Origin of the sequence: Stutzerimonas stutzeri (genome assembly GCF_000219605.1) — a bacterium.
GTDB lineage: Bacteria > Pseudomonadota > Gammaproteobacteria > Pseudomonadales > Pseudomonadaceae > Stutzerimonas > Stutzerimonas stutzeri.
Genome location: NC_015740.1, coordinates 1,180,268 through 1,199,589, shown reverse-complemented (window position 1 = coordinate 1,199,589; position 19,322 = coordinate 1,180,268). Strand labels below are relative to the sequence as shown.

Sequence of the window (19,322 nt, the reverse complement as noted above, 5' to 3'; positions counted from 1 at the left end):
CCAGGGGGTGCGCAATGCGCACGGGTGAGTGCGAAGAGGCTGTTACTGATAGCCCAGCGAATGCAGTGCGCGCTCGTCGTCGGACCAGCCGCCCTTCACCTTGACCCACAGGTTGAGCATGACCTTGGAGTCGAAGAGGACCTCCATGTCCTTGCGCGCTTCCTGGCCGATGCGTTTGATGCGCTCGCCCTTGTCGCCGATGATGATCTTCTTCTGCCCGTCGCGCTCGACCAGAATCAGCGCGTGGATGTGCAGCACGTGGCCTTCCTGCTTGAAGTCCTCGATCTCGACGGTGATCTGGTACGGCACCTCGGCGCCAAGCTGACGCATGATCTTCTCGCGCACCAGCTCGGCGGCAAGAAAGCGGCTGCTGCGGTCGGTGATCTGATCTTCCGGGAAGAAGTGCTCGCCCTCGGGAAGGCGCTCGGCCACCAGCTGTTCCAGGGTTTCCAGATTCTGCCCGTGCTGCGCGGAGATCGGCACGATTTCGGCATTCGGCAGCTGCTCGGCCAGCCAGCGCAGGTGCGGCAGCAGCTCGGCCTTGTCCTCGATGCGGTCGGTCTTGTTGACGGCGACGATCAGCGGTCCGGTGACGTATTGCACGCGCTCCAGCACGGCCTGGTCTTCATCGGTCCAGCGGGTGCGGTCGACGACGAAGATCACCACGTCGACATCCTTTAGCGCCGAGGCCGCGGTGCGGTTCATGTAGCGGTTGAGCGCGGTCTCGCCATTCTTGTGCAGACCCGGGGTATCGACATAGACCGCCTGCACGCTGCCCTCGGTCTTGATGCCGAGCATGTTGTGACGGGTCGTCTGCGGCTTGCGCGAGGTGATCGCCAACTTCTGCCCGAGGATGTGGTTGAGCAAGGTGGATTTGCCGACGTTCGGCCGGCCGACGATGGCGACATAACCGCAACGGCTGACGTCTTCGGATTGTTGCTGCTCGTCAGTCATGTCCATTCTCCACGCCCAGGGCGATCAATGCGGCTGCTGCGGCAACCTGTTCGGCAATGCGGCGACTGGCGCCCTGCCCATGAGTTTTGTCGTTGAGCAAGGCCACCTGGCATTCGACGAAGAACGTGCGGCAATGCGGTTCGCCCTGGATGTCCACCACTTCGTAGCGCGGCAGCTCACAGGCACGCGACTGCAGAAACTCCTGCAGGCGGGTCTTGGGATCCTTGTTGGTGTCCACCAGCGTCAAGCCCTGCAGCTCGTTGGCCAGCCAGGCGATAACCCGCTCACGGGCGACATCCATGCCGGCATCGAGATAAATGGCGCCGATCAGCGCCTCGAGGGTATCGGCCAGAATCGATTCGCGGCGGTAGCCACCGCTCTTGAGTTCACCGGAGCCGAGACGCAGGTGATCACCAAGCTCGAAGCCGCGTGCCAGAACGGCAAGCGTCTCGCCCTTGACCAGCCGGGCCCGCAGCCGCGACAGCTGGCCTTCACGGGCCTGCGGAAAATGGTTGAACAGCGCCTCGCCAGCAACGAAGTTGAGGATGGCGTCGCCGAGAAACTCCAGACGCTCGTTGTTGCGTCCGGCATAGCTGCGATGGGTAAGGGCCAGGAGCATCAGCTCCTGGTCCTTGAATTGATAGCCGAGCTTGCGCTCGAGGCGGGCTAACGAAGTGCTCACGGCATCCTTAGGCGATATTCTTTGTCGAAGTTCGCCACCAGATCGAGATTGCGGATCAGCGGCTCGCGTTTTTCGTACTTCAGGTGTGCCCTGAATTCATTGTTCTGGATCTCGACCTTCAGCGCTTCCTTCAGATCGATATTCTGGATGCCGTTGACCTGCATCCCCTTGCTGACATGACTATAGAACTCCCCGACGCTGCGAATCTCAAGCGCTTCGTCGGTTTCCACGGACTGGATGATCTTGTCCATGGACATGTAGTCGAAATAATGCGGGAACATCTTGAACCCGGTGCTGGCCACAAACGCCACAACCGCCAGGAGCATGATCCAGCTCAGCATGGACAGCCCTTTTTGCGAACGCGCAAAACTCATGTCGACCTCTATGTCGTAACGATACCCACCGATCGGGGCAGGACAAATATAACGAGCCCACTACGCTCGACGGGGGCCGCAATTCACAGCTTTCAGTGAATCAGGCCCACGCGGGAGAAATTCGGCAGATTGCTGAGTTTCGGATCGGGCCAGCTCATCCACACGGCGAAGGCCTTGCCGACGATGTTGCGGTCCGGAACCATGCCAGCAAGCTCGGCGGGGATCGAGTCGTCCTGCCAGTAGCGGCTGTCGTTGGAGTTGTCGCGGTTGTCGCCCATCATGAAGTAATGCTCGGCCGGCACGGTCCACTGGCGGCTCGGTTCGATTCGATAGCGCCCCATTTCTTTGCGGATCAGGTGCTCCACTTCGCCAAGTTTTTCCCGATACAGCACGGCGCTGCCGAGACTGCCCGGCTCTTCGCCGACCAGTATTTCGGCCACCGGCTGATCGTTGACGAACAGACGGCGGTCGCTGCTGTAGCGCACGGTGTCACCCGGCAGACCGACGACCCGCTTGATGTAGTTGATGCTGGGTTCGTTCGGATAGCGGAAGACCATCACGTCGCCGCGCTTCGGATCGCTGACTTCGATCACCTTGGTGTCCACCACCGGCAGGCGGATGCCGTAGGCGAACTTGTTGACCAGGATGAAGTCACCGACCTCCAACGTCGGAATCATCGAACCGGACGGGATCTGGAAGGGTTCGACGAGAAACGAGCGCAGTACCAGCACGATGGCCAGCACAGGGAAGAAGGACTTGCCATACTCGATCAGCAGTGGCTCCTTGTTCAGCGCCTCCAGCGTCGATGGATCGATTTCCCCGGTGCGCCCTTCGTAGTTGGCGATCGCAGCCCGACGCCGGGGTGCGAAGAACAACAGATCGCTCAGTGCCAAAAGACCGCAGACGGCCACGGCGATAACCAGCAACAACGGGAAATTGATCGACATATCAGCTATCTACCTTCAGTACCGCGAGGAACGCCTCTTGCGGGATTTCCACGCTGCCTACCTGCTTCATGCGCTTCTTACCGGCCTTCTGCTTTTCCAGCAGCTTGCGCTTACGGCTTACGTCGCCGCCGTAACATTTCGCCAGAACGTTCTTGCGCAACGCCTTGACCGTGGTCCGCGCGACGATCTGCCCGCCGATGGCCGCCTGGATCGCCACATCGAACATCTGCCGTGGGATCAGCTCCTTCATCTTCTCGGTCAGCTGACGGCCTTTGTAATGCGCATTGTCTCGGTGCACGATCAATGCCAGAGCGTCGACCTTCTCGCCATTGATCAGCACGTCCAGCTTGACCAGGTTCGCCGACTGGAAACGCACGAAGCTGTAGTCCAGCGAGGCGTAACCACGGCTCACCGACTTCAGACGATCGAAGAAATCCAGCACCACTTCGCTCATCGGCAGGTCGTAGCGCACCTGAACCTGCGAGCCGAGGAACTGCATGTCGCGCTGCACGCCGCGCTTCTCGATGCACAGGGTGATGACGTTGCCGAGGTGATCCTGCGGGACCAGGATGTTGGCCTGCACGATGGGTTCGCGCATGTCTTCGATGAAGGACAGGTCCGGCAGGCGCGACGGGTTGTCGACGTAGATGGTGTCGCCGTTCTTGAGCAACAGCTCGTAGACCACCGTCGGCGCCGTGGTGATCAGGTCCAGGTCGTACTCGCGCTCCAGGCGCTCCTGGATGATCTCCATGTGCAGCATGCCGAGGAAGCCGATACGGAATCCGAAACCCAGCGCCTCGGAGCTTTCCGGCTCGTATTGCAGTGCCGCGTCGTTGAGCGTGAGTTTCTGCAGGGCTTCGCGGAAGTCCTCGAAATCGTCGGAGCTGACCGGGAACAGGCCGGCATATACCTGCGGCTTGATGCGCTGGAAGCCGGGCAGCATCTCCACGTCCGGCGTGCTGGAGAGCGTCAGGGTATCGCCCACGGGCGCGCCATGGATATCCTTGATCCCGGCGATGATGAAGCCCACTTCGCCGGCCTTGAGATCGGCGGTGGCGGTGTGCTTGGGCGTGAACACACCAACGCTGTCCACCTGATGCACCTTGCCGGTGGACTTCACCAGCACCTTGTCGCCCTTCTTGATACGACCGTGGCGTACCCGCACCAGCGACACCACACCCAGGTAGTTGTCGAACCAGGAGTCGATGATCAGCGCCTGCAGCGGCGCCTCGATATCACCGGTGGGCGGAGGAATCACTGCGACCAGACGCTCGAGCACCTCGTCGACGCCCATTCCGCTCTTGGCACTGCAGGCGACCGCATCGGTGGCATCAATGCCGATGATGTGCTCGATCTCTTCCTTGACGCGCTCGGGTTCTGCCTGCGGCAGGTCCATCTTGTTGAGCACCGGCATGACCTCGAGACCCTGCTCGATGGCGGTGTAGCAGTTGGCAACCGACTGTGCCTCCACCCCCTGACCGGCATCCACCACCAGCAACGCGCCCTCGCACGCGGCCAGCGAGCGGCTGACTTCATAGGTGAAGTCGACGTGTCCGGGGGTATCGATGAAGTTCAGCTGGTAGGTCTTTCCGTCCCGCGCCTTGTAGTGCAGCGTGACGCTGTGGGCCTTGATGGTGATACCACGCTCACGTTCGAGGTCCATCGAATCCAGTACCTGAGCGGCCATTTCGCGCTCGGACAGGCCACCGCACATCTGGATGAAACGGTCCGCCAGGGTCGACTTGCCGTGATCGATATGGGCAATGATGGAGAAATTGCGGATATGACTCAGGTCACTCACAGCTCAACACTCGGTAGTCGCGGGCCGATTGCCCGCCGAAAATAGCCGCGAAGTGTAACTGATCAGCCCCTGCAGTGCCACGCACAAGCCGCCCGCATCACGATCAGCTGCATCCAGTGGCCAAACGGCAGAAACGAAGAAGGGCGGCCTGAGCCGCCCTTCGTTTGCTGAACCCGCGCTTACTCGGCCAGCTTGAAGGTAATGAAGCTCGCACGCCCCTGACGCAGCACGCGCATCGAAACCGAGCGGTTCTTGGGCAGCTGCTCGGCAACCCGGCTGAACGTCGCCGCCGAATTGATCGCCTGGTTGTTCAGATGAGTGATGACATCCCCGGGGCGCAGGCCGATCATCGCTGCCGGGCCATTGAGGATCTCGGTGATCACCACGCCGCCCGGCAGATCGAGGCTCTTCTTCTGCTCCTCGGTCAGCTCGGTGACCTTCACGCCCAAGCGATTGTCGCTGCGCTCCTGACCACCGCCAGACGCCACCACCGCTTCGCCTTCCTCCGGCATGGCGCCGATGCTGACGTCCAGCGTCTTGCGATCACCGTCGCGCACCACTTCCATGCGCGCCTTGCTGCCGGGCTTCAGCGCACCGACCAGATGAGGCAGATCCGCAGACATGACGATCGGCTTGCCGTTGAGGCTGAGGATCACGTCGCCGACGCGCAGCCCGCTACGAGCCGCCGGACCGCCATCCATTACCTGGGCCACCAGGGCTCCGGCCGGGCGCTCCAGCCCGAAGGACTCGGCCAGGTCCTTGTTCACCTCCTGAATCACCACGCCGAGCCAGCCGCGATTGACCTTGCCGTCGGTGCGCAGCTGATTGGCCACGTCCATCGCTACATCGATCGGAATTGCGAAGGACAGGCCCATGAAGCCGCCTGAACGGGTGAAGATCTGCGAGTTGATACCGATCACCTCGCCCTTGGGGTTGAACAGCGGGCCGCCCGAATTGCCCGGGTTGATCGCCACGTCGGTCTGGATGAAGGGCACGTAGCTCTCGTTGGGCAGGCTGCGGCCAGTCGCACTGACAATACCCGCGGTCACGGTATGGTCGAAGCCGAACGGCGAGCCGATGGCCAGCACCCACTCGCCAGCCTTGAGCTCGTCGGAGCGCCCGATCTTCACAGTCGGCAGGCCCTTGCCTTCGACCTTCAGAACGGCCACATCGGAGCGAGGGTCGGCGCCGATCAGCTTGGCTTCGAGCTCGCTTCTATCGGGCAGGCGCACAATGATCTCGTCGGCACCGGCCACCACGTGGTTGTTGGTCAGCACATAGCCGTCATCGGAGATGATGAATCCGGAGCCCAGTGATTGCGCCTCGCGCTGCTGGCCCTGGCCCGGCGCGCCCGGCATTTGTGGAATGCTGCGCTCGAAGAATTCGCGAAAGATCGGCGGCAACCCTTCGAGTTCAGGAATCTGCGCGGTGGCCCCACGTGTGGGCACTTTCTGCTTGGTACTGATGTTGACGACCGCTGGCGAGGCATTTTCAACCAGCGGCGTAAAATCAGGCAAAGCCGCTTGCGCTTGCGCCACCACGGCCTGCCCGAACAGGGCCAGGCCTGCCACGAAGGCAAAGCAGCTGTTTCGATTGAGCATGACTACAAGTCTCCCCACTGACAAAACAAGGAAGCTCAGGGACTCGCAGGCCCCGCGAGCATAGCGCGCAAAACCACCGGCTGCAGATTCGGATCGCTTGCCACCGTTCGGCTTCTCATGCGCACGAACAGCCAGGCAACGAAGAATCCCCCGAACCCCGCCAGGATGACGAGCGGTTCATGCGCAGAAAACTGGGCGGCGAGCGTTGCTGCCGCCATCAGCATGAGCAGAGGGAGAAGATAGACAAGTACGGCACCGCGCAGCAACACGTCCTCGCGGACCCCGACGATGACCGAGTCACCCACCTGGAGCTGCAGGTCGCTAAGCGCCCGAATCAGCCCTCGTTGCTCACGCACCCCGAGGGTATCCATCAAGCCCTGCCCGCAGCCGTTCTTCGCCGAACAGCCAGAGCAGGTGCTTTTGCGCCGAGTTTCGACCCAAACGGCGCCGTCATCCAGCGCAACGACCCGCCCCGACTCTTCGATCATCGCTGCGCCTGTTCGGCACCAGCACGCATGGAGAGCGCCACGCGTTCGGCCGTACCGAGCGGGATCTCGCCGACGACGGTCACCATCACGTCACCGTCCTCGGTGCTGATGCGCTTGGACACGGCGACGGTGGGCCCCATCTGACTACGCGCATCTTCGACCAAGGCGCCGCGCAAAGGCTCGAGAAACACCGAAAACTTGGCCAGGCCGTCGCCATAGAACAACCAGGACACCGTTTCGGAAGACGCGGGACTCGGACGCTGGTTGGCATCAAGCAACTTGAAACCGGCCGGCAGCCAATCGGAACGCCAGACTGAAGAGGGGTTGGCTTCACGCTTGCTGACCGATACCGGCTTGCAATCGGCACTTGGCTTCAGTTGTTGGGTATCGATCGGATCGGTAGAGAACTGCGCATACTGGAAGCGCTCGAGCAGCTGCCCCTTCTCATTGAGCATCAGGGACTTGAGCGGCAGTGCGGTCTCGCGATCGAGGTGAAGCTCGAATCCGTAGCGATGCTGGTCACGCGGAACGACGGCAAGCGCCACCGCAGAACGGCCGGCGACACGAGAGTCACCGATCTCACGGAATTCGTACCATTCGGAAAGTGCCTTGGGGTCCAGACGCTGACCGTGCCACGCCTGCGCCTCGCGCACCTGAGCCGCCAGCTCATCGGTGGCGCACTGCATCTGTCCATCGACCAACAGAACTTCGGCAGGCGCCCCATCCAACTGGAGGAAGCGCTCCTGCACCCGCTTTCCGTCGACCTGCTGCCAAACAGCATGGCTGGAAAAGCTGCCGTTACGCTCGTAGACGAAAGTCCCTGCATAACTCTGCTGCTGCTCGGCTATCGCGAGGCGCCCCATCCAGGACTCGGCATCAGCAGCGAGGGCCGGCATCGATAGCCAGCCCCCCATCACCACATACAGCGGTAATACGCGCATGTTTCTCCCTAACGTTCTTCCATGCTGGCCGCACGAGCGTACGGCAGCGCGCTCTCCGATCCGGTGCCAAAGGCAGCCTGCTGTGCATGCTGGCGAACATAAGAAGGCAGACGCTCCTCATGCCAACGCTCTACCGGTGCTGACTCCGCTGTCTGCGCGGGCAGCTCGGCCTGCTCGCTGTAACCAGCCAGCACCGTCGACCCCTGATTGGCCTGCGGCACGGAGATGGTCGGCTGCGGCGCTTGCTGGGCAAGCTGCGGACCGGCAACTTCGTTCTGATTGTACAGGCGTACACCTGCCAGAACAGCTACCGTGACCGAAGCCGCTACCGCGAGACGCCCCAGACTTGTCCAGCCGGTACGCTGCTGCTCCTTGACCGGAGCGGCCTCGTCGGCCAGCGCAGCCGATACCGCAGCTGCGATGTCCAGGCGCGGCTCGATCAGTTCCTTGTGCATTGCGGCACGAGCGAGCTGATAACGCGACCAGGTGGCACGCAGCTCGGGGTTGTCGCCTGCGAGTACGCGACGTAATTCCAACTCGTCCGCTTCGTTATCCATCACCGCGGACAGCGATTCATGCAGGGCTTCACGACTCATGGCGGTTCCTCTCTTGGCTGTCGCCGCTGTCTCAGGATTCATGCAACAAGGGTTGCAACGCTTTATCTATGGCTTCACGCGCCCGGAAGATCCGAGAACGTACTGTGCCCACCGGACACTGCATGACGCTCGCAATGTCTTCATAACTAAGACCATCAAATTCGCGCAGTGTTAGAGCCGTACGCAAATCTTCTGGCAAAAGTTGAATGGTTCGATGAACGGTATCTTCTATCTCATCCCTGAGCAGCGAGCGTTCCGGTGACTCGATGTCCTTGAGGGCGTGATCGCCTTCGTAGAACTCGGCATCCTCAGAGCTCACATCACTGTCCGGCGGACGCCTTCCGCGCGCCACCAGATGATTCTTCGCCGTGTTGATGGCGATGCGGTACAGCCATGTATAAAAGGCGCTGTCCCCGCGAAAATTGGCGAGTGCGCGATAGGCTTTGATAAACGCCTCTTGCGCGACGTCCTGAGCTTCGTGGGAGTCATGTACGAACCGTACGATCAACCCAAGGATCTTGTGCTGGTACTTCATTACCAGCAGATCAAACGCCCGCTTGTCCCCACGCTGCACTCGTTCAACCAGTTGCTGGTCCTGCTCCTGAGTCAGCATGAACGCTCCTCCTTGTCGGAGCAGCGTCGCTCACACCAGTGAACCGACCTGCCAGAATAGACCCGGGCTTTACGCAAAAGTTCTCCCCCCCTCCTAGCAAGCTATCCTGCAATACCTGACGGCGATTGCACCACAGCGTTGCGCCAGATTTGCTGACGACGCCGTCCTGGTGTCCATAGCAAACTCGCACCGCCCATTCACGATGGCCAGCTGGTTTGCATTCATAACTGCCTATTGAGCTGTCCGCAGAGGAAAAAGTTCCGCTCGTTAGAAGACAACTGCACAGTCATCTATTTTGGCGCTACATCCCGTCTATATACTAGGGTTCGTTTTTCCGCGGAAATGGACATGAACCAGGTTCTTCGATACGACGTGCTGGTCATCGGCAGCGGTGCCGCCGGCCTTACCCTCGCGCTCAATCTTCCGTCCGACCTGCGCATTGCGGTACTGAGCAAGGGTGACCTGTCCAATGGCTCCACCTATTGGGCTCAGGGCGGAGTCGCTGCGGTCCTGGACACCACCGACACCGTGGAATCCCATGTCGCCGATACGCTGGTGGCTGGCGGCGGACTGTGCCGTGAAGACGCCGTACGCTTCACCGTCGAACACAGCAACGAGGCGATCCAGTGGCTGATCGAGCAGGGCGTACCCTTCACACGCGACGAGGGCCCTGACCGCGAGGATGGCGGATTCGAGTTCCACCTGACTCGCGAAGGCGGCCATAGTCACCGGCGGATCATCCATGCCGCCGACGCCACTGGTGCCGCCATCTTCAACACCCTGCTCGGCCAGGCCAGGCAGAAGGACAACATCGAACTGCTGCAGCAGCGTGTCGCGGTCGATCTGATTACCGAGCACAAGCTGGGCCTGCCGGGCAGGCGTTGCCTGGGTGCCTATGTGCTCAACCGCAACACGGGCGAGGTCGAAACCTTTCAGTCTCGCTTCGTCGTGCTGGCCACGGGCGGTGCCGCGAAGGTCTACCTGTACACCAGCAACCCCGACAGCGCTTGCGGCGACGGCATCGCCATGGCCTGGCGCGCAGGTTGCCGAGTAGGCAACCTGGAATTCAACCAGTTCCATCCCACCTGTCTCTATCACCCACAGGCCAAGAGCTTCCTGGTTACCGAAGCGCTGCGCGGCGAAGGCGCACTGCTCAGGCTGCCCAATGGCGAGCGCTTCATGCCCCGCTTCGACCCCCGCGAAGAACTGGCTCCGCGCGACATCGTCGCGCGCGCAATCGACCACGAGATGAAACGGCTAGGTATCGACTGCGTCTATCTGGACATCAGCCACAAGCCCGCCGACTTCGTCAAAAGCCACTTCCCCACCGTCTACGAACGGTGCCTGGAATATGGTATCGACATCACCACCCAGCCGATCCCGGTCGTTCCGGCGGCGCACTACACCTGCGGCGGCGTGGTCGTGGATCAGGCCGGCCGCACCGACATTCCCGGGCTCTACGCGATCGGCGAAACCAGTTTCACCGGCCTGCATGGCGCCAATCGGATGGCCAGCAACTCGCTGCTCGAGTGCTTCGTCTACGGCCGCGCCGCGGCGCAGGACATCGTGCGCGAGCTGCCCCAGATCACCAGCACGGCGACCCTGCCCGCCTGGGATGCCAGCCAGGTCACCGATTCCGACGAAGACGTGATCATCGCGCACAACTGGGATGAGCTGCGGCGCTTCATGTGGGACTACGTCGGCATCGTGCGCACCACCAAACGCCTGATGCGTGCCCAGCATCGCGTGCGCCTGCTGCTGAGCGAGATCGACGAGTTCTATAGCAACTACAAGGTCAGCCGCGACCTGCTCGAGCTGCGCAACCTGGCGCTGGTGGCGGACCTGATGATCCGTTCGGCGATGGAGCGCAAGGAAAGCCGCGGCCTGCATTACACCCTCGACTACCCCAACCTGCTTCCCGAAGCCATCGACACTATTCTGGTGCCGCCCACCTACGTCGACTGAATTTCAGACACAGCCGCAGGCGGCGATGCTGCTCGTGCGGCAGTGCATCACAAGGCACGCAGACACTGCTGGCAAGGCGTCGCCCAGGCAAACGAAAGCGCAACACCACCACCAACGGCAGCGCCAGGCTGTCGGGCAGTAACTGAACAGCCTGCCAGCCGTGCCGCTCGCTCCAGAGATGCCAGCCTTGCCCATCATGACGCAGACCGCGCCAGGCATTCGGGTCGGACAACAGGATGTGGCGCGGCAGCGCGAACCAGGCATGCGTCAGACACAGCAGCAGGCAGACCAGCCGTACCGCAGGCGGCGCGCCAGACAGCAGAATGGCCGTGAGCGCGCATGCCTGAACGGCCTGATAGAACGCCAGCAGCAGACCGGACGGCCGCCAGTGGCACTCGAAAGGCGGATTACTTGGGCTGGACACGATCGAGGATCATGCGAACCATGCGGCGCAGATCCTCGTCCTCGGGCTCTTCGCGCTGCATGAACCAGCCGAACATGTCCTGATCCTCGCAGCTGAGCAGCTTGCGATAACGACGCTGGTCTTCTTCGTCGAGGCCCGGATACACCTCCTTGACGAAAGGCACCAGCAGGACATCCAGCTCCAGCATGCCGCGACGGCTTTGCCAGAACAGACGATTGAGTTCGGATTGCTCGGCCATACATCGGCTCCTTTTGAGAAGGCGCGCATTATAACGACTGCGTTGCGCTGATCAGCCGCTTTTTTCGCCCCGCGGCGAACCCGCCCCACGCAACCGTTTTCGCCAGCCTGCTATGATGCCCACCCGGATTCTGACGACGACTGATCATGACCGACACAGCTTATTTCTGCGTTCTGTCGCATGAAGGCGTCCTTGCCGTACGCGGCCCGGATGCCAGCAAGTTCCTCCAGGGTCAGCTGACCTGCAATCTCAACTACCTCGATGCGCACACCTCCAGCCTGGGAGCACGCTGCACGCCCAAAGGCCGCATGCAGTCGAGTTTCCGCATCGTGCCGGAGGGTGACGGGTACCTGCTGGCGATGGCCGGCGAACTGCTGCAACCGCAGCTGGCCGACCTCGCCAAGTACGCGGTTTTTTCCAAGTCTCGCCTGAGCGACGAAAGCGCTGACTGGTGCCGATTCGGCATCGCTGGCGGAGATGGCTCGCTGGTCAGCCTGGGGCTGGATCTATCCCAGGCAGCGGACAGCATCGTGCGCGGCAATGGCCTGATCGCCATCCGACTGCCCGATGGCCGGGCCGAACTCTGGGCACCGAAAGCAGAAGCCGAGCAGGTTCGCACCCGCCTGAGCGCGCAGCTTGGCGAGGTGCCGGTCAACCGCTGGCTGCTCGATCAGGTCCGCGCCGGGATTGGCCAGGTCTTCGGCAGCACGCGCGAGCTGTTCATCCCGCAAATGATCAATCTGCAGGCACTCGGCGGCGTGAGCTTCAAGAAGGGCTGTTATACGGGCCAGGAAATCGTGGCTCGCATGCAGTATCTCGGCAAACTCAAACGACGCCTGCAGCACCTGGCCGTCGAAGGTGAACCGGGTGAGCTGCCGGCGCCGGGTGTGGAACTGTTCTCACCTGTCCATAACTCCAGCGTCGGCGAGGTGGTACTGGCGGCGACCAGTGCCGATGGCATCGAATTGCTCGCCGTGGTGCAGGAAGACGCTGCCGCTGACGGCCGACTCTACCTCGGCTCGCCGGATGGCTTGCCGCTGAGCCTGCTCGAGCTGCCCTACAGCCTGAATCCCGACCAGGAAATCCAGCGCTAGTGCGAACCGGAGCCAGAAAGCATTCACCAAAGAGGCGCACCATAGCGGCATGCCAGCCGACAGACAGAAGCGCCCAAGCGACACTGACCGACACATAAAGGAATGACATGAGCACCCTTGCCGAGAAAGTCCAGCGTGAGCTGACCCTTGCGATCGAGAACGATGAACTGGTCCTGCCTACGCTGCCGGAAGTGGCGTTGCGCGTGCGCGAGGCTGCCGAAGACCCCAACATCAGCATTCCCGCGCTGAGCAAGGTGATCGGGAACGATGCCGCCGTTACCGCGCGCATCATCAAGGTGGTCAACAGTCCGCTGCTGCGCAGCAGCCGAGAAATCGACGACCTGCAGATGGCCATCAGCCGTCTGGGCATTAACTACACCTGCAACCTCGCCACGGGCCTGGCGATGGAGCAGATGTTCCAGGCCACCACCGACGTGGTCGACCGAAAGATGCGCGAAGTCTGGAACAAGAGCACCGAGGTCGCGGCGATCAGCCATGTGCTCTGCCGCCACTACACCCGCCTGATGCCAGACCAGGCGACGCTCGCCGGCCTTGTCCACCAGATCGGCATCCTGCCCATCCTGACCTACGCAGAAGAGCACAGCGCGCTGCTGGCGGATTCCTTCAGCCTCAACCATGTGATCGACAAGATCCATCCCAGCGTCGGTGAGAAAATTCTGCGCACCTGGGATTTTCCGGATGCCATCGCCTCGGTCGCCGGCCAGTACACGAATTTCCAGCGCGACTCGGACAAGGTCGATTACGTCGACATCGTGCAGGTGGCCACCCTGCAGAGCTACATGGGTACGCAGCATCCCTATGCGCAGCTGGACTGGAGTAGCGTCCCGGCGTTTTCCAAGCTGGGGCTCGACCCAAGCGAGCTGATGCAGGAAGACGAGGACCTGTCCGCGGCCATGGATGCGGCAATGACCATGCTGCAGTAACTCTCTTCACCGCGCCGTTCGCCTGAAAGCGAGGAACCGTCCCCTAGGCACCTAGTCACAAAAAGGGACGGCAATTTCGCCGCATCGCGCCTTGTGCCCCGCCTGCCGGCGGGCATGAGCCAGGTGACGTAGGAGAACGGCAATGAACAAAACAACCAAGACAATCTTCTCAGGCGCTTTCGCCTTGCTCGTCGGGCTGGCAGCCAACATGGCTCTGGCTGCGGAAGGCGACAACTTCGTCGATGAAGCCTCTGCCAAAGGCATCGCGGAAATCGAGACAGCCAAGATGGCGCTGGAAAAAGGCACATCGGAGGATGTGAAGCAGTTTGCCCAGAAGATGATCGACGACCACACCAAAGCCAATCAGCAGCTCGCACAACTGGCGCAGCAGAAAGATCTCGAAATGTCGGACGAGGCCACGCTCATGGACAAGGCCAAGGCCATGATCCTGAAACTGCGCGACGGCGAGAATTTCGACAAGGCCTACGCCAACAACCAGGTCGTCGCCCACGAGCAAACCATCGAGCTGTATCGGGACTATGTAGAGAGCGGCGAGAACGCCGATCTGAAACAGTTCGCTCAGCAGACGCTGCCCAAACTGGAAGAACACCTGACGCACGCCAAGGAGCTGCAGGCCAAGCACGGCGAGCGCAACTGACCCGTCAGACCCGGTGCCCGCCGTGCAGGCATCGGGTCACACCTGCGCCGGAAGCTGCCAATCGATAGGCTGCATGCCCTGCTGCCGAAGGAACTGATTGGCGCGACTGAAGTGACCGTTGCCGATGAAGCCGCGGTGCGCCGATAGCGGCGACGGATGCACGGATTTCAACATCAGATGCCGAGTCGCATCGATCAGCTTCGCCTTCGACTGAGCGTGCGCTCCCCAAAGCATGAACACCAGGTGCGGTCGCCGTTCGCCGACTACCTCGATGATGCGATCAGTGAACTGCTGCCACCCCGCCTTGGCATGCGATCCCGCCAAACCCCGCTCCACCGTGAGCGAGGTGTTGAGCATTAGCACTCCCTGTTCTGCCCAGCGCTGCAGGTAGCCATGCTGCGGAATGTCCAGATTCAGGTCGCGCTTGAGTTCCTTGAAGATGTTCTGCAGTGACGGCGGCGGCGCCACTCCGGGCTGCACGGAAAAGCACAGGCCATGCGCCTGCCCCGGCCCGTGATAGGGATCCTGACCCAGGATGACCACCTTGACCTGCTCGAGCGGCGTCGAATTGAGCGCGTTGAAGATCATCGGCCCCGGTGGATAGATCGTCTTGCCAGCGGCTTTCTCGCGCCTGAGAAAGGCACCGAGTTCGACCATGTAGGGCTTGTCGAACTCCTCGCGCAGCGCATCCTTCCAGCCTGCCTCGAGCCTGATGCGATCGTCTTGAGTCATGGTCGATTTCCGGTTGGCCAAGCCGCCGAACCCTAAGAAAGCTCGGGGGGGGTTGTCAACGACAAAACCGCTCAATCGTTGCGTTGCCGCAATATCAGCCCCCCTCCTTTAGTCATAATCGCGCCTGGCTCACGTACTGACGCAGGCATGGCTTTCGAGCCTCACATAAAGAGTGACGCAAGCCCCAGCCGCAAGGTAAAAAAGCCCACTGCCAATAAACCAATAACAAAAGCGATAACAAGGAACATGCTATGAACCGGATTACCCTTCTGGCACTAGGGCTGGGGTTCTGTCTTGCGGCTCAGGCAGCCGACCCCATCACGCTTGGTCTCAACTATCCCCGTACCGGAAGCTACAAGGAAGAAGGCCTGGCGCAGATGCGCGGTGCGCTGCTGGCCATCGACGAGATCAACCAGGCCGGCGGCGTGTTGGGTCGCCCGCTGCAGTTGATCAGCCGGAACACTGCCTCGCGCCCGGACAAGGCCATCGCCAACGTCGACAAGATGGCTGATGAAGGCGTTGCGATGCTGTTCGGAGGCGTATCCAGCGCGGTGGCAATTGCCGCCAGCAAGCGCGCCAAGGAGCGGGGCCTCCTCTATTTCGGCACGCTGACCTACTCCAACGATACCACCGGCAAGGATGGGCACCGCTACATGTTCCGCGAGTGCAACAACGCCTGGATGAGTGCACGGGTGCTGGGGCAATACCTGAACGAGAACATGCCGGGCAAGACCTACTTCTACATCACCTCCGACTACACCTGGGGCCACACCAGCGAGAGCTCGCTGCGCCAGGCCACCGGCACCGTCGATACCAGCAAGCACCAGGGTGTGCGCACCGCCTTCCCAGGCGCACGCCTGTCGGACTACCGCGCCGCGCTCGAGAAGGCTGCCAACAGCGGCGCCGAGGTTCTGGTGCTGGTACTGTTCGGCGAGGACATGGTGCGCGCCATGCGCATCGCCGACGAACTCGGCCTGAACAAGAAGATGCAGATTGCCGTCCCCAACCTGACCTTGTCCATGGTCGAACTGGCCGGCCCGGACATCATGCGCGGCGTGCTCGGCACCGAGCCCTGGACCTGGCGAGTGCCCGAGCTGGAAGGCTCCGAGCGCGGCAAGGCCTTCGTGCGCAACTTCGGCGAGCGCTACCAGACGCACCCCTCCAGCTCGGCCGCATCGGCCTACAGCATCGTCTACCAATGGGCGGATGCGGTCAGCCGCGCCAGGACCATCGCCAGTGAGCCGGTCATCGCAGCCCTGGAAAACCACAGCTACAGCCTGCTCAAGGGCCAACAGCAGTGGCGAGCGTTCGATCATCAGAACGTCCAGACGGTCTACGCCGTGCGCGTGAAGCCCCGTGAGGAAGTACTCAAGGATCGCTTCAAGCAGGACTACTTCGAGATCGTCCATCGCCTGTCCGGCGAACAGGCGGCGCCTACGCTGGCCGAATGGCAGGAAGAGCGCCGCGCGGCCGGCCAGCCAGCTAGGCTACAGTGAGAGAACCACGGTGCGCACTGGCCCCGCCCAGGCGCACCGTGCCGGTTTCGTGACCGCCCGGAACGCTGCAACCTCGCTGCACTGAAGGACTCTGAAGAGGTGCGACGTACTCCGTCGCCTGTCAGCGGAGCCCAGAACCGCCACGAGGATTCGACCATGAGCACTGCCGTAGAGCCCTACCAGGCTGGCGTCTTCGACCTGACCCACAAGCTGACCGTGGAAAAGCACGGCCACACCGCGCTCATCACCATCAACCATCCGCCCGCCAATACCTGGGACCGCGAGTCGCTGATCGGACTCAAGCAGGTCATCGACCATCTCAACCATGATGACGACATCTACGCACTGGTGATCTGCGGCCAGGGTGAGAAGTTCTTCAGCGCGGGGGCGGATCTCAAACTGTTTGCCGACGGGGATCGCAACCGGGCCCGCGAAATGGCCCGGCGCTTCGGCGAGGCATTCGAAGCGCTACGCGACTTCCGCGGCGTGTCGATTGCCGCGATCAACGGTTTCGCCCTCGGCGGAGGCCTGGAATGCGCGCTGGCTTGCGACCTGCGGATCGCCGAACAGCAAGCGCAGATGGGGCTTCCGGAAGCCTCGGTCGGACTGCTGCCCTGTGCCGGTGGCACCCAGGCATTGGCCTGGCTGGTGGGCGAAGGCTGGGCCAAACGCATGATTCTCTGCGGCGAGCGCATCACTGCGGACACCGCACTGCGCATCGGTCTGGTGGAACAGGTGGTGGAGCAAGGGCAGTCACGCGGCCACGCCCTGCTGCTCGCCTCCCGTGTCGCTCGGCAGAGTCCGGTGGCCGTACGCGCGATCAAGCCCCTGATCAATGGCGCACGCCAACGCATCCCGGACACCTTCGCCGCCGCCGAGCGGGAAGCCTTCGTCGAGCTGTTCGAAGCCGAGGACACGCTTGAGGGAGTCAATGCCTTCCTGGAAAAGCGCGACCCACGCTGGCGCAACCGATAATCCACGGCAACCCCGCAGGCGACGAGGATCCCCATGAAGGTCACGTTCGAAGATCGCCCGGCGCTGCACGGAACGCGGATCGCCATCGCCACTCTGGACGCCCCACGGCAACTCAACGCGCTGAGTCTGCCGATGATCGAAGCCCTGCTCGACCAGTTCCATCGCTGGGCAACCGACCCCGCCGTGGTCTGTGTACTGCTGCGTGGCAACGGCCCGAAAGCCTTCTGCGCCGGTGGCGATGTGCGCAAGCTGGCGGAGGCATGCCGATCCGAGCCCGGCACGATACCGTCGCTCGCCGAACGCTTCTTCGCCGACGAGTACCGTCTGATCCATCGAATGCATGACTACCCCAAGCCGCTGATCTGTTGGGGCCATGGCTATGTCATGGGCGGCGGCATGGGCCTGCTACAGGCCGGCACCTTTCGCATCGTCACACCGGACAGCCGCCTGGCGATGCCGGAGGTTTCCATCGGCCTGCACACGGATGTCGGCGCCAGCTGGTTCCTGCCACGCCTGCCCGGCCGGCTGGGCCTGTTTGTCGCCCTCACCGGTACACAGATCAACGCGCGCGATGCGCTGGACCTCGACCTCGCCGATCGCTGTCTGCGCGAAGATCAGCAGACCGAGCTGCTGGACGGCCTGGTGCAGATCAATTGGCAAGAGCAGGCCGACAGCCAGCTGCACAGCCTGCTGCGAGCACTCGGCCGACAGGCCGCCGAGCGGCTGCCGGATGCCCGTTTGCTGCCACGGCGCACACGGATCGACGAGCTGCTGGACGTGGCTGAACTACCCCATGCGTGGCAGGCATTGACCGCCCTCCAGAGCGACCCCGACGAGCTGCTCGCCGAATCCGCCCATGCTCTCAGCACGGGCTGCCCCCTTAGTGCTCATATTGTCTGGCAGCAACAGCGGCGTGCCCGGAAACTGTCGCTGAGCCAGGCGCTGCAAATGGAATATGCACTCAGCCTCAACTGCTGCCGTCACCCCGAGTTCGCCGAAGGCGTTCGGGCGCGCCTGATCGACAAGGACCGGCAACCGCACTGGCGCTGGCCAGACGTCCACCAGGTGCCGCAGGCAGCGGTCGACGCCCACTTCGAGCCGACATGGAGCGGTGCGCACCCGCTCCTGGATCTGCCCTGAAGCACACTCAGCGCCGATACTGCTGGTAGCGCCCGTCCCGCTCGTAGTGCGGCCGCAGCCGATAGTCGCGGCCATCACGAATGACGTGTGGCCGCTGATGGCGATGCTCCTGACGCCAGTGGTCGCGGCGCTCGAAGCCGCGATGACGGTCGTAATACTGCGGTGGCAGCTGGCTCTGATAGCGCGGCGGCAGGTTGCGCGGGTACTGCGGATAGTGCGAATAGGGGCTGCGCGGATCGTACTGATGCGGACGGCTTTCGTGCCGATAGCCACGGCTGTACCCCTGGCCGTAACCCGCACTGTAACCCTGGTTGTAATAGCGGGGGCTTTCGGCCTGGAACACCCAGACGCCGCCTCGCCGATCCGCCTGTGCCTGCAGGCTCGTCCCAAGGCCGAGGCACAGCAGGACCAACAGCGATCGAATGCTCATGAGAACACCTCCGATGGTGTCGCGGGCTTCAGCTCATCAGACCACAACCAGCGGCCAGCTGCTGAAACGGCGGACAACCGGCAGTCATGTCCTGCCCTTGGACTGCTCCGGATGTCGCCGGATCAGCGCGACCGGCTGCCGCAGCTTGTATGCCCGCCGCCGCTTCCCGATAATAGCGGCCCTTTAGCCCCACGGCTCTCGCAGAGCGCGACGGAACGGGAACAGACCC

General features: G+C 62.3%; 21 protein-coding genes. 7 read left to right on the top strand and 14 right to left on the bottom strand.

Going from position 1 to position 19,322, the window contains the following annotated elements; translation table 11 throughout:
• Window positions 1–42 precede the first annotated feature (42 nt).
• The 10 genes from era to rpoE all read right to left on the bottom strand — a co-directional run bounded on the left by era (window position 43) and on the right by rpoE (window position 8,997).
• Window positions 43–954, bottom strand: a complete 912-nt coding sequence (gene era, locus PSTAB_RS05685; RefSeq protein ID WP_013982083.1) for a GTPase Era — start codon at window positions 952–954, stop codon at window positions 43–45.
• On the bottom strand, window positions 947–1,636 hold the full coding sequence (gene rnc / locus PSTAB_RS05680; RefSeq protein WP_013982082.1) for a ribonuclease III: 690 nt from the start codon (window positions 1,634–1,636) through the stop codon (window positions 947–949). The genes era and rnc overlap by 8 nt, the downstream gene beginning before the upstream one ends.
• Window positions 1,633–2,010 (bottom strand): DUF4845 domain-containing protein, encoded by a 378-nt coding sequence (locus PSTAB_RS05675; protein WP_011912411.1) that lies wholly within the window; start codon window positions 2,008–2,010, stop codon window positions 1,633–1,635. Before PSTAB_RS05675 ends, rnc begins: the two co-directional genes overlap by 4 nt.
• A gap of 92 nt (window positions 2,011–2,102) precedes the next feature.
• Window positions 2,103–2,957 (bottom strand): signal peptidase I, encoded by an 855-nt coding sequence (gene lepB, locus PSTAB_RS05670; RefSeq protein WP_013982081.1) that lies wholly within the window; start codon window positions 2,955–2,957, stop codon window positions 2,103–2,105.
• Window position 2,958: 1 nt separating this feature from the next.
• Entirely contained in the window at window positions 2,959–4,758 is a 1,800-nt protein-coding gene (gene lepA / locus PSTAB_RS05665; RefSeq protein ID WP_013982080.1) for a translation elongation factor 4, read from the bottom strand.
• 179 nt (window positions 4,759–4,937) lie between these two features.
• Entirely contained in the window at window positions 4,938–6,359 is a 1,422-nt protein-coding gene (locus PSTAB_RS05660) for a DegQ family serine endoprotease (RefSeq protein WP_013982079.1), read from the bottom strand.
• Window positions 6,360–6,394: 35 nt separating this feature from the next.
• Complete coding sequence (locus tag PSTAB_RS05655; RefSeq protein ID WP_013982078.1) at window positions 6,395–6,847, bottom strand: SoxR reducing system RseC family protein; 453 nt, start codon at window positions 6,845–6,847, stop codon at window positions 6,395–6,397.
• The gene (locus tag PSTAB_RS05650; RefSeq protein ID WP_013982077.1) at window positions 6,844–7,788 is read right to left on the bottom strand and encodes a MucB/RseB C-terminal domain-containing protein; all 945 of its coding nucleotides are present in this window, start codon (window positions 7,786–7,788) and stop codon (window positions 6,844–6,846) included. Before PSTAB_RS05650 ends, PSTAB_RS05655 begins: the two co-directional genes overlap by 4 nt.
• Window positions 7,789–7,796: 8 nt before the next feature.
• On the bottom strand, window positions 7,797–8,384 hold the full coding sequence (locus PSTAB_RS05645; protein WP_013982076.1) for a sigma-E factor negative regulatory protein: 588 nt from the start codon (window positions 8,382–8,384) through the stop codon (window positions 7,797–7,799).
• Window positions 8,385–8,415: 31 nt separating this feature from the next.
• Window positions 8,416–8,997: an RNA polymerase sigma factor RpoE/AlgU gene (rpoE, locus tag PSTAB_RS05640; protein ID WP_003282114.1), complete on the bottom strand. Its 582-nt coding sequence runs from the start codon at window positions 8,995–8,997 to the stop codon at window positions 8,416–8,418.
• Window positions 8,998–9,345: 348 nt separating this feature from the next.
• On the opposite strand from rpoE, the gene nadB reads away from it, so the two are divergent.
• Complete coding sequence (gene nadB, locus PSTAB_RS05635; RefSeq protein ID WP_013982075.1) at window positions 9,346–10,962, top strand: L-aspartate oxidase; 1,617 nt, start codon at window positions 9,346–9,348, stop codon at window positions 10,960–10,962.
• On the opposite strand, the gene PSTAB_RS05630 is transcribed toward nadB, so the two are convergent.
• Window positions 10,931–11,386, bottom strand: coding sequence for a protein YgfX (locus PSTAB_RS05630; protein ID WP_013982074.1), 456 nt, complete (start codon window positions 11,384–11,386; stop codon window positions 10,931–10,933). The genes nadB and PSTAB_RS05630 overlap by 32 nt on opposite strands.
• A complete protein-coding gene (locus PSTAB_RS05625) occupies window positions 11,370–11,624 on the bottom strand; it encodes an FAD assembly factor SdhE (protein ID WP_011912402.1) in 255 nt (84 codons plus the stop codon). Before PSTAB_RS05625 ends, PSTAB_RS05630 begins: the two co-directional genes overlap by 17 nt.
• Window positions 11,625–11,770: 146 nt before the next feature.
• Here PSTAB_RS05625 and ygfZ point away from each other — a divergent pair, with 146 nt between their 5' ends.
• The 3 genes from ygfZ to PSTAB_RS05610 all read left to right on the top strand — a co-directional run bounded on the left by ygfZ (window position 11,771) and on the right by PSTAB_RS05610 (window position 14,320).
• Complete coding sequence (gene ygfZ / locus PSTAB_RS05620; RefSeq protein ID WP_013982073.1) at window positions 11,771–12,718, top strand: CAF17-like 4Fe-4S cluster assembly/insertion protein YgfZ; 948 nt, start codon at window positions 11,771–11,773, stop codon at window positions 12,716–12,718.
• 107 nt (window positions 12,719–12,825) lie between these two features.
• Window positions 12,826–13,662 (top strand): HDOD domain-containing protein, encoded by an 837-nt coding sequence (locus PSTAB_RS05615; protein ID WP_013982072.1) that lies wholly within the window; start codon window positions 12,826–12,828, stop codon window positions 13,660–13,662.
• 142 nt (window positions 13,663–13,804) lie between these two features.
• Window positions 13,805–14,320 (top strand): DUF4142 domain-containing protein, encoded by a 516-nt coding sequence (locus PSTAB_RS05610; RefSeq protein WP_011912399.1) that lies wholly within the window; start codon window positions 13,805–13,807, stop codon window positions 14,318–14,320.
• A 36-nt stretch (window positions 14,321–14,356) separates the two neighbouring features.
• On the opposite strand, the gene ung is transcribed toward PSTAB_RS05610, so the two are convergent.
• Complete coding sequence (ung, locus tag PSTAB_RS05605) at window positions 14,357–15,052, bottom strand: uracil-DNA glycosylase (RefSeq protein ID WP_013982071.1); 696 nt, start codon at window positions 15,050–15,052, stop codon at window positions 14,357–14,359.
• 251 nt (window positions 15,053–15,303) lie between these two features.
• Here ung and PSTAB_RS05600 point away from each other — a divergent pair, with 251 nt between their 5' ends.
• The 3 genes from PSTAB_RS05600 to PSTAB_RS05590 all read left to right on the top strand — a co-directional run bounded on the left by PSTAB_RS05600 (window position 15,304) and on the right by PSTAB_RS05590 (window position 18,663).
• Window positions 15,304–16,548 (top strand): ABC transporter substrate-binding protein, encoded by a 1,245-nt coding sequence (locus tag PSTAB_RS05600; protein WP_013982070.1) that lies wholly within the window; start codon window positions 15,304–15,306, stop codon window positions 16,546–16,548.
• Between the two features lie 156 nt (window positions 16,549–16,704).
• A complete protein-coding gene (locus PSTAB_RS05595; protein ID WP_013982069.1) occupies window positions 16,705–17,523 on the top strand; it encodes an enoyl-CoA hydratase in 819 nt (272 codons plus the stop codon).
• A gap of 33 nt (window positions 17,524–17,556) precedes the next feature.
• A complete protein-coding gene (locus tag PSTAB_RS05590) occupies window positions 17,557–18,663 on the top strand; it encodes an enoyl-CoA hydratase/isomerase family protein (RefSeq protein WP_013982068.1) in 1,107 nt (368 codons plus the stop codon).
• 7 nt (window positions 18,664–18,670) lie between these two features.
• Here PSTAB_RS05590 and PSTAB_RS05585 read toward each other — a convergent pair whose 3' ends face one another.
• Window positions 18,671–19,093, bottom strand: coding sequence for a hypothetical protein (locus PSTAB_RS05585; RefSeq protein WP_013982067.1), 423 nt, complete (start codon window positions 19,091–19,093; stop codon window positions 18,671–18,673).
• Window positions 19,094–19,322 lie beyond the last annotated feature (229 nt).

Excerpts from the sequence above, each read along its gene's own strand:
- era (WP_013982083.1), bottom strand. The coding sequence starts at position 954 with ATGACTGACGAGCAGCAACAATCCGAAGACGTCAGCCGTTGCGGTTAT.
- PSTAB_RS05675 (WP_011912411.1), bottom strand. The coding sequence starts at position 2,010 with ATGAGTTTTGCGCGTTCGCAAAAAGGGCTGTCCATGCTGAGCTGGATC.
- lepB (WP_013982081.1), bottom strand. The coding sequence starts at position 2,957 with ATGTCGATCAATTTCCCGTTGTTGCTGGTTATCGCCGTGGCCGTCTGC.
- PSTAB_RS05660 (WP_013982079.1), bottom strand. The coding sequence starts at position 6,359 with ATGCTCAATCGAAACAGCTGCTTTGCCTTCGTGGCAGGCCTGGCCCTG.
- PSTAB_RS05655 (WP_013982078.1), bottom strand. The coding sequence starts at position 6,847 with ATGATCGAAGAGTCGGGGCGGGTCGTTGCGCTGGATGACGGCGCCGTT.
- PSTAB_RS05650 (WP_013982077.1), bottom strand. The coding sequence starts at position 7,788 with ATGCGCGTATTACCGCTGTATGTGGTGATGGGGGGCTGGCTATCGATG.
- PSTAB_RS05645 (WP_013982076.1), bottom strand. The coding sequence starts at position 8,384 with ATGAGTCGTGAAGCCCTGCATGAATCGCTGTCCGCGGTGATGGATAAC.
- rpoE (WP_003282114.1), bottom strand. The coding sequence starts at position 8,997 with ATGCTGACTCAGGAGCAGGACCAGCAACTGGTTGAACGAGTGCAGCGT.
- nadB (WP_013982075.1), top strand. The coding sequence starts at position 9,346 with ATGAACCAGGTTCTTCGATACGACGTGCTGGTCATCGGCAGCGGTGCC.
- PSTAB_RS05625 (WP_011912402.1), bottom strand. The coding sequence starts at position 11,624 with ATGGCCGAGCAATCCGAACTCAATCGTCTGTTCTGGCAAAGCCGTCGC.
- ygfZ (WP_013982073.1), top strand. The coding sequence starts at position 11,771 with ATGACCGACACAGCTTATTTCTGCGTTCTGTCGCATGAAGGCGTCCTT.
- PSTAB_RS05615 (WP_013982072.1), top strand. The coding sequence starts at position 12,826 with ATGAGCACCCTTGCCGAGAAAGTCCAGCGTGAGCTGACCCTTGCGATC.
- PSTAB_RS05610 (WP_011912399.1), top strand. The coding sequence starts at position 13,805 with ATGAACAAAACAACCAAGACAATCTTCTCAGGCGCTTTCGCCTTGCTC.
- ung (WP_013982071.1), bottom strand. The coding sequence starts at position 15,052 with ATGACTCAAGACGATCGCATCAGGCTCGAGGCAGGCTGGAAGGATGCG.
- PSTAB_RS05600 (WP_013982070.1), top strand. The coding sequence starts at position 15,304 with ATGAACCGGATTACCCTTCTGGCACTAGGGCTGGGGTTCTGTCTTGCG.
- PSTAB_RS05595 (WP_013982069.1), top strand. The coding sequence starts at position 16,705 with ATGAGCACTGCCGTAGAGCCCTACCAGGCTGGCGTCTTCGACCTGACC.
- PSTAB_RS05590 (WP_013982068.1), top strand. The coding sequence starts at position 17,557 with ATGAAGGTCACGTTCGAAGATCGCCCGGCGCTGCACGGAACGCGGATC.
- PSTAB_RS05585 (WP_013982067.1), bottom strand. The coding sequence starts at position 19,093 with ATGAGCATTCGATCGCTGTTGGTCCTGCTGTGCCTCGGCCTTGGGACG.